Raw genomic sequence first — 13301 nt, 5'->3', positions numbered from 1 at the left:
GCGTCCGGCACCGCCCGGACGGTCCGGACCGGGGAGACGGGATGCGGTCCGGCCGTCTCGGCCCCGCTCGCCGGCGAGTACCCCGGCCTGAGGAACGGTCAGTGGATCGACGACCCCGTGGCGGGCCGGGAGGGGCTGGCGCTGATCTGGGACTGCGCGGACAGCGCCGACCAATCCCCCTGCCACGCGGCGTCGGCGACTGCCTGCTTCTCCTGTGTCCGGTGCGCCGGAGGAGGCGGGCCGGAACGCCCGTCGTCGAGTACCTCTCGCGGCGGAAGGCCGTAGGCGGATGCCACGAAGTGCCTTCTGACCCAGCGGTCGACATGGACCGGGGTGAGGCGCAAGACGCAGAGGACGACGAGAAGCACGCCGATCAGGACGGCGAGGATCATGGGCACGACAGGAGATCATTCACCAGCTGATCACCCTTCACAATAGTTCAGGTCAACGATCAGGGCCGGTCGGAGCAGGGACGCGATCTCACTCCCCCGGTCGGGTCCGGGTCCGGGGGACGGTGGTGGTCGGGCGCGCGCCGCCCGGCGTGTGCGCGGCGAGCAGGTCGCGCAGCGGCGCGGTGTCGGGGCGGTCGGCGACGGCTGCGTCGAGGGCGCCGTCCATGTCGTCCTCCCAAGCCTCGGGCAGAGCGAGGCCGGGCCGCCCCGCCCACGCGATGTCCGGGGTGGCGAGGCCGGACTCGGCGAGGCGCAGGTGCACCATGCCTGCCAGTCCGTCAAAGATCCTGGGCCGGATGAAGTTGCGCGCCGACGCCCCGACCAGCCGGGACGCCTGATGGGGCTTCGGCATGCGGTCGGCCGTGGCCGTCCACAGCAGACCGCGGTCGAACGCGTCGAGCACGTCCTCCAGGCCGGGCAACGCGTCGTCGGCCGCTCCCCCGGCAGCGGCGTCCCGGTGGCCGGGGGCCGCGCCGTCCGCGCCCTGCCCCGCGGAGCGCAGCGCCCGCGCCACGGCGACCCGCAGGGGCCGGGCCCAGCCCTCGGCGTCGGCGAGCGCGCGGGCCATGACGAGGTCGTCCCAGCTCAGGCGTCGCAGCTGCGCCGCCTCCGGTGGCAGTGTGCGTGCCTCCAGCTCGATGAAGACCCGGTCCCGGTCGCGCAGCAGCGTGAGCGCGGCGGGCTCCTCGGCGGACCCGTCGGGCCGGCCGTCGGCGGGCAGCTTCTCGATCCGGGCGACCCGTTCGACCGTGGGCGGATGAGAGTCGTACTGATGCGGCCGTGGCGGACGTGTCCCGGCGCCGAGCGCGGCCAGGCTCTCCTGTGTCCGGGCGGCGAGGAACCGGGCGAAGCCGCCGTGCACCTGACCCACCGGCGGAAGCGCCGCCAACGGCCCGCCCATCCCTGCGTAGGTCTCCAGGTAGTGGGCGTACGCGGCGCCGAGGACCGGAAGATGGCGCAGCGCGGCAGCCGTCGCGTCGCGGCCCGCGTGCCGGGCGGCGACCTGGTCGGCGGCGAACTCCTGTCGGCGGGCCACGGACTGCGAGGCACGCAGGAACATCCGGGCGTAGCCGACGTACAGCGACCCGATCACGACATGCAGGCGGGTGCTGCCGTCATGGAACGCCTCCACCGTGTGCAGCACCGCAGCCCGGCCGCGCATGGTCACCGCTCCGAGCCGCCGGGTGTCGAGGTGGGCGTAGTGCCCGAACTCGTGAGCCAGGATCGCGCGCAGCCGCGGGACCGTCAGCCCCGCGAGCAGGGGAACGCCGAGGAGCATGCGGCGTCGTCCGCCCAACAGCCCCAGGAGACGGCTCTGTTCGGAAACTCCCGCGTTGACGTCGGCGACCAGGTAGAGCTCCTCCGGCGGCCGCTCCCCCGCGACTTCGGCGGCGGCCCGCACCTGCTCCCACAGCTCGGGCTGGTCCTCCGGGGTGACGGCCACCGCGTGGGAGACCGAGCCCGGACGCCCGGCTCGCACGAAGGCGTACATGCCGCGCAGAATCGCCACCGCGACCAGCCAGGTCATCGTGACGGCCACGGCTCCGCCCCAGGCGTTCTCCCCGGTGAACAGCCGTGTCACCAGCAGCCAGTCGGCCATCGCCATCACGACGAGCAGCAGCACGCCCATCAGCCAGAAGCCGGCCAACAGAACGAGCGAGTGAAGAGCACGCAGGCGCAACGTCATCGAAAGACCCCCCAGGCCGCGCCGGCCCCATCGGGCCGTCGACGCCCGCGGATCTTACTCCGGCCTTCCGGACGGTCTGCCGGTCCCCCCGAGCCCGCCGCCCTCCCGCGGGCCGGAGCGGTGGTGCGGGGCGCGCGAGCGAGTGCCGGCACGGCCACGTCCGCCTGTGCCGGGGACGCCAACCAGGTGATGTCGCCCACCCGGTCCGGCGGTCAGGACGCGAGGAGGGCGGCGTGCGCCGACGCGGTGTCGGAGTACGCCGCCCTCGGGCGGAACAGGGTGCGGGAGGCGGCCCGCGCTGTCATGACCGCTACTTCGGGTCGCTGTTGAACTTCGCGGCCGACCAGAAGTAGCCGAGGACGGCGAGGCCCAGGCACCAGGCGACGGCCAGCCAGCCGTTGTGGCCGATCTCGCTGCCGAGCAGCAGTCCGCGCAGGGTCTCGATGGCCGGGGTGAAGGGCTGGTACGCGGCGATCGGCTGGAACCAGCCCGGCATGGAGTCGACGGGCACGAAGGCGCTGGAGATGAGCGGCAGGAAGATCAGCGGCATGGCGTTGTTGCCGGCCGCCTCGGCGTTCGGGCTGGACAGGCCCATGCCGACGGCGATCCAGGTGAGGGCGGTGGCGAAGAGCACGAGCAGTCCGAAGGCCGCGAGCCACTCCAGGGCCGTGGCGTCGGTGGACCGGAACCCGATGGCCACCCCGACGGCCCCGGCGAGGGCCACGCTCATCACGCACTGGATCACGCTGCCGGCGACGTGTCCGAAGAGCACCGAGCCGCGGTGGATCGCCATGGTCCGGAACCGGGCGATGATCCCCTCGCTCATATCGGTGGAGACGGAGACCGCGGTGCCGATCGTGGTGGAGCCGATGGTCATCAGCAGCAGCCCCGGCACGAGGTAGGCGATGTACGCGGACCGGTCCGCCCCGCCGTCCCCGATGCCGGCGCTCATCGCGTCGCCGAAGACGTAGACGAAGAGCAGCAGCAGCATCACCGGCGTCAGCAGCAGGTTCAGGGTCATCGACGGATAGCGCCGGGCGTGCAGGAGGTTGCGGCGCAGCATCGTGGACGAGTCGCGCACGGCGAGGGAGAGGGAACTCATCGGACAGCCTCCTCGGGCTGGTTGGGCCTGCTGGACCGGACCGGCACGGGGGATCCGGTGAGGGCGAAGAAGACGTCGTCGAGGTCGGGGGTGTGCACGGTCAGTTCGTCGGCCTCGATGCCGGCGGTGTCCAGCCGGTCGAGGACCGAGCGCAGGTCGCGCTGGCTGCCGTCGCTGGGGATCTGCAGCGCGAGGGCCTCGTCGTCGTGGGCGGCGCCGGGCAGTGCGGAGGCGGCGCTGCGGTAGGCGGCCGGGTCGGTGAACCGGAGCCGGACGTGCCCGCCGGGGATGAGCCGCTTGAGTTCCTCGGCGCTGCCCTCGGCGGCGATCCTGCCGTCGTTCAGGACGGCGATGCGGTCGGCGAGTTCGTCGGCCTCCTCCAGGTACTGGGTGGTGAGGAAGACGCTCACGCCGTCGGAGACCAGCTCGCGGATGATCTGCCACATGGTGTGCCGCGAGCGCGGGTCGAGACCGGTGGTCGGCTCGTCGAGGAAGATGATCCGCGGGCCGCCGACCAGCGTCATGGCGATGTCCAGGCGGCGTTTCATGCCGCCGGAGTAGGTGGAGGCGGGCTTCTTCGCGGCCTCGACCAGGTCGAAGCGCTCCAGCAGCCCGGCCACGACCCGGCGCCCCTCGGCCCGGGACAGGTGGTGCAGGTCGGCCATCAGCAGCATGTTCTCCTCGCCGGTGATCAGCCCGTCCACGGCGGAGAACTGACCCGTGACACCGATCGCCGCACGCACCGCCTGCGGATCGCCGGCGAGATCGTGGCCGCCGACGCGGATCTCGCCGGAGCCGCGGTCGGGAGAGACGAGGGTGGACAGGATCTTGACGACGGTGGTCTTCCCGGCGCCGTTCGGCCCGAGCAGGGAGAAGATCGTTCCTTCGGGAACGGTCAGGTCGATGCCGTCGAGGACGGTCTTGTCGCCGTAGGACTTGCGCAGCGCGCTCGCGGCGATGGCCGGGTCGGTCATGACGATGCTCCTCAGAGGCTGCGGGCGACGATGTCGCCGTAGGCGGTGGTCGCGTGGATGTTCAGGCCGGCGGTGCCGTCGGTGTTCCTGAGCGCGTTGTGGACCCGGCCGTAGGAGGTACCGGCGTCGAGGGAGGCGGAGACTCCGCGGGCGGCGCCGACCGACACCTCGCCGGCGTCGGTGCGCAGCATGACCGTGCCGCGCACGGCCTCGGCGATCCGGATGTCGCCCTTCTTGGTGACGATCTCCGCGGGGCCGTTGAGGCGGCCGACGGCGACGTCGCCGGCGAGGAGGGTGAGGCGGACGCTGGCGGCCTCGTCGAGCTTGATCGAGCCGTGCCGGCCCTCGACGACGACGTCGCCGAGCCGTCCGACGCCCCGGAACTCGGCGCTGGCAGCCTTCGCCTCCACCCAGGAATCGGAGGGCAGCCGGACGGTCACCTCGATGGCTCCGGAATTGCCGAGGATCCGGTGCTGCGCCGAGGCCTCGACCCGCAGGACGCCGCCGCCGAACTCGACCCTGACCTGTTCCGCGGCTTTCACGTCGCGGCCGTTCGAGGCGTCCGCGGGCAGGACCTCGACCGTGGTGTCCGCGCGGTCGGCGGCGATGAACCGGATGCGCCCCGCGGGGATGTCGAGGACGGCGGTGATCGGGGCGGCGGTGTCGAACTTGTGCATCGTGCTCTCCTTCGGTGCGTTGTTTCTGACATCGGAAAAGCTACGTTGCATTCACAGATGCATCAACAGACTCGTTGCACTCAATCGCTAAATGTGCAGCTCAAGGCAAGTGAATTGTTGCAATGGTTTGGAATTCAATGCAACGCCCACCGCGCGTCCGTTGCAATGGATGGAGAGTGAACGCTATGCTGCGGGCTCCACGGAGCACGAAGGAGACCGCGATGCCGGGAGGCAGACTCACCCAGCAGGAACGCCAGCAGATCGCGCTGGGACTGGCCGACGGCCTCGCCTACGCGGAGATCGCCAGACGTCTCGACCGCCCCACGTCGACGGTCACCCGAGAGGTGATGCGCAACGGCGGGCCCACCGCCTACCGGGCCGATCTGGCCCACCACGCGACCGAACGCCGTACCCACCGGCGCAGGCAGGCCACGCCCCGGGGGGCGGCGCCCGCGCCGGCCCACGGACGGGACGCCGACGCCGTCCGCGAGTACGAGGAGATGTTCACGACCCTGCTCATGGGACAGGGGCTGCCCAAGATGATGTCCCGGGTGCTGACCTGCCTCTACACCACCGACGCGGGCAGCCTCACGGCGTCGGAGCTCGTCCAGCGCCTGGAGGTCAGCCCGGCGTCCGTCTCCAAGGCGGTCGCGTTCCTCGAGAGCCAGGGCCTCATCGGCCGGGAACGGGACGAGCGCCGCCGCGAGCGCTATCTCGTCGACGACGACGTGTTCTATCAGTCGACGATCGCCAGTGCCCGTTCCAGCGCCCAGCTCGCCGAGGCCGCCCGGCAGGGCGTCGGGGTCCTCGGCTCCGGCACTCCGGCCGCCGCCCGCCTCGAGAACATCGCGCGCTTCGTCGACTTCGTCGCCGAGGGCATAACCCGCGCCGCGGAGCAGGCCCGCGAGGTCCTCCACACGAAAGCCAGGACATCCGCGGACGACGCGACCGAGACGGCTCCTGGGCGCGGGGAGGCGGCCGCGCCCAGGGAGCACGGCCGCCGGTGACCGTGCCGGTGGTGGCGGAGAGCGGCTACCGGGCGGTCCGGCCGGTGAGGTGGCGTTCCAGCCAGTCCGCGGCGGCTCGCCGGAACAGCCGCCGGTTGTCCGCGCGCAGGAAGTCGTGCCCCTCGTCGCGCAGGGTGAGCAGCTCGGCCGGAACGCCGCGGTCGCGCGCCGCCCGTACGAACTGCTCGGACTCCCCCGGCGGAACGTTGGTGTCGTGTTCGCCGTGGACGGCGAGCACGGGAACGCGCAGCGCGTCGATGCGGGTCATCGGCGAGAGCGCCCGCAGCAGTTCGCGGTCGCGCTCGGGATGGCCGTACTTGTGGGCCGCCGACTCGGCGAGCCACGGCTCCGTACCGGCGAAGAAGGTGGCGAAGTCCGACATCCCGCAGACGGCGACGCCGGTGCGGAACAGATCCGGGTGGTGGACGAGGGAGGCGAAGGTCAGGTAGCCGCCGTACGAGCGGCCCATGACCGCCAGTCGGGTCGGGTCGGCGGGGCCCGCGGGCACCGCGTGGGCCGCGCAGTCCGCGACGTCGTCCAGCGCGGCGAAGCGCCCGGCGCCCAGGTCGGCGTCGACGAACGACCTGCCGTGCCCCGAGGAGCCCCGGACGTCGGGGGCGAAGACGTCAAGGCCCCGCCCCGTCAGCTCGTGGTACAGCGGGTTGAAGACCGGCCGTTCGTGCTCCTCCGGGCCACCGTGCAGGTGGATCACGCAGGGCGCGGGGTCACCGGCGGCCCGGCCGGGCGCCCGGTAGTACCAGCCGCTCAGGGGCAGCCCGTCCCGTGCCGTGAGCCGCAGCAGGACGGGCCGCACGGGCGAGCGGTCCGGCGCGACGGCGTCCTCGTCACGGGAGGACCACGGCGTGCGCGTCAGGGACACGCCCTCGGCGGCCCACCACACGCCGGGCCGGCGCTGCGACCCGGACAGCGCCGGCAGCAGTCCGCGCGGCCCGGCCGCCTCGACGCGGGTGACGACCTCGTGGGGCAGGGGAACGGCCGTCGTCGGCAGCGGGCCGTACGGGGCCCGGCGCGTCGGGAGGGGGTCGACGAGTTCGAGCCGGCTCTCGCCCCGTTCGTTCCAGGACAGCGCGGCGGTCCGGCCGTCGTGGGAGAACGCCAGGAGGTCGAGGTCGCTGTCCTGCCGTTCCGCCATGACGGACGTGCCGTGCGGCAGGCCGTCGGCGCCGAGGGCGACGGCGAGCAGCGCCGCGTACTCGCGTTCGGCGTCGCTGCGCAGCCACAGCGTCCGCCCGTCGGGTGAGAAGCGTCCGATCCACGGGTCGCCGTCGGCGACCGGCACGGTGCAGGTCGTGGCCGAGTCCTCCGTGCGGCGGACGACCGCCTCCCGCCGTCCCCGTGGCCCGCGCCGCAGCAGCACGAGCCTGCCGTCACGGCTGATGTCGCACACCCGCAGGGTGGCGGCGTGCGTCTCGGTGGCGAGGAGTACGGGGGACGCCAGACCGTCGGGATCGATCAGATAGGCCGAGAGACCGCCGTCGGATCGGACCGCCTGCGCCGGAGCCTGCTCGGCGTCGGCCGCCGTGACGGTCCACCCCGTGCCGCGGACGGTGTCGTACGGTATTCCGCCCAGGAGGGTCGCCCGGCCGTCCCGGTCCGCCCAGTTGGCCGGCAGGACGTCGTCCGCGCGGGCCGGACCCGTCCCGTCGAGGGGGGTGCGGGCGTCCGGCGCGGCGAGCGTCACGGCGATCGCGGAGCCGTCGTGCGCCCAGCAGCCCAGGTGGGCGGTGCTGTCCGGGTCGGCGCCGGCCAGGATGCGGCGGCCGGTGCCGTCGGGTCGTACGCACAGCACCCTGGTGTGCTCGCCGCCGCCCGGTGCGGTGGTGTAGGCGATCCAGCGGCCGTCCGGCGACCAGGACACCTCCTTGACGGGGTGCGGCAGGGAGTCGAGCAGCCGCACCTCGCCCCGGTCCGCGGGCCCGGCCCACAGCTGGGGCACGCCGCCCCGGTCGCAGATGAAGGCCGCCTCGAGGCCGTCGGGACCGGCGGAGGGATACCAGCAGCCGTGACTGCGCAGCCGTACCACGGCGTCCCGCGGTCCGCTCGCCTCGGGCAGGAGGACCGGCGCCGGGGCCGGGGCGGCGGGGGCCGCACCGCTCGCGTCCGCCGACCGGGCGCCGGAGGGCGGCGGGGCGAGCGGGTCGCCGCGCAGGGCCGCCGGTGCGCTGCGCCCTTCCATCAGGTGATGCCGTGCGTCTGGAGCCAGATTTCCAGCAACGCTATCTGCCACAGCGCGTTCGCTCCCCGTTTGGTGCGGTGCTCGTCGGGCGCCTCGAGGAGCTCGGACACGTAGGACTCCCGGAAGAGGCCGCGCCCCCGCGCCTCGGGTGCTTCGAGCGCTTCGCGCACCCGCTTCAGGACGGGGCCCGCCATGTGCCTGATCGCCGGGACCGGGAAGTAGCCCTTGGGACGGTCGACGATCTCCCGCGGCAGCAGCTGCCGGCCGGCTGCCTTCAGCACGCCCTTGCCGCCGTCGGCCAGCTTGAGTTCCGGCGGGCAGGCCGCGGCCAGTTCGACCAGTTCGTGGTCGAGGAACGGCACCCGGGCCTCCAGTCCCCAGGCCATGGTCATGTTGTCGACCCGTTTGACCGGGTCGTCGACGAGCATCACGTGCGTGTCCAGACGCAGGGACGCGTCCAGTGCCGTGTCGGCTCCGGCAACCGCCATGTGGTCCCGGACGAAGCGGCCCGAGACGTCGTCGCCGGGCAGCATGCCGGGCTCCAGGACCCGGCGGAGGTCGGCGTGCGGGCGGTCGAAGTACGTGTCGGCGTACCGCTCGGCCGCGTCCGCGCGGGCGGCCTCGGCGAGCCGCGGATACCAGTGGTAGCCGGCCAGCACCTCGTCGGCGCCCTGTCCGCTCTGCACGACTTTCACCTCCTTGGACACCTGCTCGGACAGCAGATAGAAGGCGACCACGTCGTGGCTGGTCATCGGCTCGCTCATCGCCGCGACGGCACCGTCCAGGGCCGTCGACACGCGGTCGGAGGGAACCATCAGCCGCCGGTGGTCGGTACCGAACTCCCGGGCCACCAGATCCGAGTACCGGAACTCGTCGCCCTCCTCACCGGCCTCCGACTCGAACCCCACGCTGAAGGTCATCAGATCCCGCTGTCCCGCCTGGGCGAGCAGCGCGACGATCAGGCTGGAGTCCAGACCGCCGGAGAGCAGGACGCCGACCTGGACGTCGGAGACCATCCGCCGGCGCACCGCCGTGCGCAGCGCGTCCAGCATCGCGTCGCGCCAGTCGTCGGCGCCCATCGCCGCGTACTCGGCCCGGCGCGTGTACGACGGCTGCCAGTAGCGGTGATCGTGCTGGGTGCCGTCCGGTTCGACGACCCGCACGGTGGCCGGCGGGAGCTTGCGCACACCGCGCAGGACGGTGCGCGGGGCGGCGACCGTGGCGTGCCAGCTCAGGTACTGGTGGACGGCGACCGGGTCGAGCGAGGTGTCCACGTCACCGGCGGCCAGCAGAGCGGGCAGCGTGGACGCGAACCGCAGCCTCCCCGGCGTCCCGGCCAGATAGAGGGGCTTGATGCCGAGCCGGTCGCGCCCCAGCACCACACGTCCGGAGCGGTGCTCGACGAGGGCGAAGGCGAACATGCCGTAGAAGCGCTCCACGCAGGCGATGCCCCATTGCCGGTAGGCCTTGAGCACCACCTCGGTGTCGGACGTCGTCGCGAACCGGTGTCCCAGGCTCCGCAGTTCGTCGCGCAGCTCCCGGTAGTTGTAGACACAGCCGTTGAAGACTCCGGTGAGCCCGGCGCGGGAGTCGGTCATCGGCTGCGCAGCCAGGTCCGACAGGTCGATGATCTTCAGTCGCCGATGCCCGAGTGCCACCGCGCCCCGCGTCCAGGTTCCCCGGCCGTCGGGACCGCGGTCGGCGAGCTGCTCGCTCATGCGCTCCACAGCCGCCAGGTCGGGTCGGTGACCGTCGAAGCGGATCTCCCCGCTCAGACCGCACATGTTCTGCCGCCTCCGTTTCATTGGGCGTCGCCGACCGCCGGCATCGGGGTGCCGGGCGGTGGGCGTGGAGAAGGGGGTCGTCCGTGACCATGCCGCTGCTCATCTGCGGGTCAGCGGCCGGGCGAACCGGGGGGACGGGTCGGTCACGCCGGTGGCGGGCGGAAGTTGCCCGCGGCCCGTGGTTGTCGCCCTGCCCGGCGCGCGTTCGCCACGGGTCTCGGCGATCAGCATGTCGACGCAGGCCAGCAGATCCTCCACCTCCGCGACCCGGCGCATGCGGCGGGCGGCGCTGCCGTCCGCCAGGGCCTCCTCCGCCAGCGAGCGGACGGTCTCCTCGTCGCCGTGCGCGTCCAGCGCGGGGCGCAGCCGGGCGATCAGCTTGCGCACGACGTCCGCGGCAGGCGCCTCCCGATGGGTCTCGGGATCCACCAGGCCGCCTTCGAGCCCGGACCGGGCCGCCCGCCAGGAGGCTCCGCGCAGCCATTCGTGCCGGCCGTCGCAGGCCGGGGCTTCGCCTGTGCGGAGCCGCTCGCGGGCCTCGGTGACCAGGGCCCGGAACAGTCCGGCGACGAGCACGACGGTCTCCGCGCGCGGGCAGGAATCACAGATGCGCAGTTCCAGCGTCTGCAGATGCGAGGAGGGGCGCACGTCGTAATAGATCATCCCCGCGTCGCTGATGACCCCGGACCGGACGAGGTCGCGCACCGTGGCGTCGTACTCGGCCGCGCTCGTGAAGCAGCCGACCGGACCCGCGGTGGGCCAGCGCTGCCAGAGCATGGTGCGCCAGCTCCCGTACCCCGTGTCCGCGCCCTGCCAGAACGGCGAACTGGCCGAGAGGGCGAGCAGGGTGGGCAGCCAGGGAGAGACGGCGCACATGACCCGCACCGCCGTGTCGCGGTCGGGGACGTCCACATGGACCTGGGCGCCGCAGATGAGCTGCTCGTCGGCGACCGTGCGGTAGTCCTCGACCATACGGCGGTAGCGCGCTCCGGCCGTGGGGTGCGTGGCCGCCGCGGCGAGCGGCGCCGCGCCCGCGGCCACCACCGCGAGTCCCAGGGAGGACGCGGCCGCGTCGAGCGTGCGTCTCGTGGCGGCGAGGTCGGCGTACAGGTCGTCCAGAGAGGTGTGCACCTGGCTGTTGGACTCCACGGTGGACTGGTGCAGCTCGGTGGTGAAGGTATGCCCTGGGAGGCGTCGCAGGAGCGAATTGGCGCGCGGCACGAGCAGCCCGCTCTCCACCTCCAGGACGTGGAACTCCTCCTCCACTCCGATACGAACGCTCACGGTCACTCCTCGAGGTGATGCGGAGCGGCTGTTCGCCGCGGGCGAAGGGCCCCTCACCGGCGCACACGACGGCAGGTGAGGCACTTCGAGTCACCAGAACGCCGAATTGTAAGCGCACATTGCATATGCGACTTATGCAAATCTCGAATGAGCGGGTACATGACTGGTGGGATCCGGGTTCCGGCCGCGTCCGACCTCACCGACTGTGCCGTCGCGAAGGCCCACGGAAGGCCCGGCGAGGGCGCGGCGCGTACCGGTGAGGGCCCGGCAGGCACCCCGGCGAAGGACCGACGGGCCCGGCGCGGCGGCTCCTACGGCTGTGCTGCGCGGCCGGGCCGGGCGCGAAGCGGCCGGTGGCTCCCGCGACCGGGCGCCGCGGGGGTGCGCTGCCGCAGACGCTCTCCCTGCGGTCCGAACATGATCAGATATTCGACAGGCCCCTCGGATCCGGCGTTCGCGACCCCGTGGGCGGTGCGGGTGTCGAACTCGGCGATGTCCCCGGCGCTCAGCACGAGGTCCTGGTCACCGAGGGCGAGGTGCAGCCGCCCGTACAGCACGCAGAGCCATTCGTAGCCCTCGTGAGAGACCTGCCGGGGCCTTACGCGCGGCTCCTCCGCGGCGGGCAGGACGTGCTTGTGGGCATGCAGGCCGCCGACGTAGCGGGTCAGCGGCAGCACCGCCTTGTCGTCGCCGAAGCTCAGCGGCGACGACGTGCGGGGCCCGGCCGCGGGGGCGGGGGCGATGCCGGCCAGCTCGTCCAGGGAGACCCCGTATTCCTTCGCCAGTCGCAGCACCACGTCCAGGGTCGGACTGCGCCGGCCGGTCTCGATCCGCGAGAGCGTGCTCGGCGCGATGCCGGTCGCCCGGCTGACACCGGTGAGCGTGGCGCCGTGGCGCTCGCGGGCGGCCCGCAGCCGGGGACCCATCGCCGCCGCCATCCCGGCCACGTCGTCGCCTGCCATCGCCCCCGCACCTCCCGAACGCGTGCCGTCGCCCCCGACCTGTCCTGCAAGTTTGCCAGCCTGGCAACGGTCATGGCGGCGGATGGCCACCGCGCCGCATGATCGACGGGTAGCCGGGTCCGCCCGCGAACCGAGGAGTAGCCCCATGCCGTCCGAGCCGTCCGCCGCACTCCGCCACCGCACCGTCGAGGCCCCGGCCGGTCGCCTCCACCTGGTCGAGCAGGGGACCGGCCCGCTGGTCCTGCTGGTGCACGGTTTCCCCGAGTCCTGGTACTCCTGGCGCCGCCAGCTCCCGGCCCTCGCCGCGGCCGGGTACCGGGCGGCGGCGATCGACGTGCGCGGCTACGGCCGTTCGTCCAGGCCCGCCGCGACCCACGCCCACGGGATGCTCGACCTGGTGGCGGACAACGTGGCCGTCGTGCGTGCCCTCGGCGAGGAGAGCGCGGTGGTCGTCGGCCATGACTGGGGCTCCGCCATCGCCGCCGCCTCCGCTCTGCTCCACCCCGAGGTCTTCCGTGCGGTCGGCTTGCTGAGCGTCCCGTACGCGCCGCCGGGCGGCCCCCGCCCCACCGAGGTCCTCGGCCGGATCGGCGGACCGGACCAGGAGTTCTACGTCTCCTACTTCCAGGAGCCCGGCCGTGCCGAGGCGGAGATCGAGCCCGACGTCCGGGGCTGGCTCGCCGGCTTCTTCGCGGCCCTGTCCGGCGACACCATGCCCGCCCGGGACGAACCCGATCCGCACTTCGTCGCCCGCGGCGGGCGGCTGCGCGACCGCTTTCCCACGGACGCCCTGCCCGCCTGGCTGAGCGAGGACGATCTCGACTTCTACGCCGGGGAGTTCGAGCGCACCGGCCTGACCGGCGCGCTCAACCGCTACCGCAACATGGACCGCGACTGGGAGGACCTCGCCCGCCACCGCGGAGCCCCGCTCACACAGCCCGCCCTGTTCGTCGGCGGCGCACGGGACGCCTCCACCACCTGGATGGCCGACGCCATCGACGCCTACCCCACCACCCTCCCCGGCCTGTCCGCCTCGCACGTCCTGAACGACTGCGGCCACTGGGTCCAGCAGGAACGCCCCGACGAGGTCAACCGCCTGCTCACCGACTGGCTCGCCTCCCTCCAGGGCTGAGCCGGGCGGGCTGCCGGGGCGGCTCGGGATGCGTTCCGGGCGG

At 73.1% G+C, this 13301-nt stretch carries 11 protein-coding genes; 2 read left to right on the top strand and 9 right to left on the bottom strand.

The genetic code is table 11. The features are described 5' to 3' along the window. Positions 1-98: 98 nt before the first annotated feature. The 5 genes from J2X68_RS04200 to J2X68_RS04180 form a co-directional block, all read right to left on the bottom strand. Positions 99-398, bottom strand: coding sequence for a hypothetical protein (locus J2X68_RS04200; protein ID WP_310431055.1), 300 nt, complete (start codon positions 396-398; stop codon positions 99-101). Positions 399-480: 82 nt separating this feature from the next. After that, the gene (locus J2X68_RS04195) at positions 481-2100 is read right to left on the bottom strand and encodes a M48 family metallopeptidase (protein ID WP_310431054.1); all 1620 of its coding nucleotides are present in this window, start codon (positions 2098-2100) and stop codon (positions 481-483) included. A gap of 349 nt (positions 2101-2449) precedes the next feature. Then, entirely contained in the window at positions 2450-3241 is a 792-nt protein-coding gene (locus J2X68_RS04190; protein WP_310431053.1) for an ABC transporter permease, read from the bottom strand. Continuing rightward, the gene (locus tag J2X68_RS04185) at positions 3238-4215 is read right to left on the bottom strand and encodes an ATP-binding cassette domain-containing protein (RefSeq protein WP_310431052.1); all 978 of its coding nucleotides are present in this window, start codon (positions 4213-4215) and stop codon (positions 3238-3240) included. The genes J2X68_RS04190 and J2X68_RS04185 overlap by 4 nt, the downstream gene beginning before the upstream one ends. Before the next feature lie 11 nt (positions 4216-4226). Continuing rightward, a complete protein-coding gene (locus tag J2X68_RS04180; protein WP_310431051.1) occupies positions 4227-4892 on the bottom strand; it encodes a DUF4097 family beta strand repeat-containing protein in 666 nt (221 codons plus the stop codon). Positions 4893-5113: 221 nt separating this feature from the next. Here J2X68_RS04180 and J2X68_RS04175 point away from each other — a divergent pair, with 221 nt between their 5' ends. Continuing rightward, complete coding sequence (locus J2X68_RS04175) at positions 5114-5899, top strand: helix-turn-helix domain-containing protein (RefSeq protein ID WP_310431050.1); 786 nt, start codon at positions 5114-5116, stop codon at positions 5897-5899. A 25-nt stretch (positions 5900-5924) separates the two neighbouring features. On the opposite strand, the gene J2X68_RS04170 is transcribed toward J2X68_RS04175, so the two are convergent. The 4 genes from J2X68_RS04170 to J2X68_RS04155 all read right to left on the bottom strand — a co-directional run bounded on the left by J2X68_RS04170 (position 5925) and on the right by J2X68_RS04155 (position 12126). Continuing rightward, positions 5925-8096 (bottom strand): S9 family peptidase, encoded by a 2172-nt coding sequence (locus J2X68_RS04170; protein WP_399039244.1) that lies wholly within the window; start codon positions 8094-8096, stop codon positions 5925-5927. Then, positions 8096-9880, bottom strand: coding sequence for an N-acetylglutaminylglutamine amidotransferase (locus tag J2X68_RS04165; protein ID WP_310431049.1), 1785 nt, complete (start codon positions 9878-9880; stop codon positions 8096-8098). The genes J2X68_RS04170 and J2X68_RS04165 overlap by 1 nt, the downstream gene beginning before the upstream one ends. A gap of 99 nt (positions 9881-9979) precedes the next feature. Then, the gene (locus J2X68_RS04160) at positions 9980-11164 is read right to left on the bottom strand and encodes a glutamate--cysteine ligase (RefSeq protein WP_310431048.1); all 1185 of its coding nucleotides are present in this window, start codon (positions 11162-11164) and stop codon (positions 9980-9982) included. A 311-nt stretch (positions 11165-11475) separates the two neighbouring features. Then, positions 11476-12126: a helix-turn-helix domain-containing protein gene (locus tag J2X68_RS04155; RefSeq protein ID WP_310431047.1), complete on the bottom strand. Its 651-nt coding sequence runs from the start codon at positions 12124-12126 to the stop codon at positions 11476-11478. A 145-nt stretch (positions 12127-12271) separates the two neighbouring features. Between J2X68_RS04155 and J2X68_RS04150 the strand changes: the two genes are divergently transcribed. After that, complete coding sequence (locus J2X68_RS04150) at positions 12272-13258, top strand: alpha/beta hydrolase (protein ID WP_310431046.1); 987 nt, start codon at positions 12272-12274, stop codon at positions 13256-13258. Positions 13259-13301 lie beyond the last annotated feature (43 nt).

The organism is Streptomyces sp. 3330, assembly GCF_031456635.1.
In the GTDB taxonomy this organism is placed as follows: Bacteria; Actinomycetota; Actinomycetes; order Streptomycetales; family Streptomycetaceae; genus Streptomyces.
The sequence above is the reverse complement of the archived record's forward strand: the minus strand, read 5'-3'. Positions and strand labels throughout refer to the sequence as shown.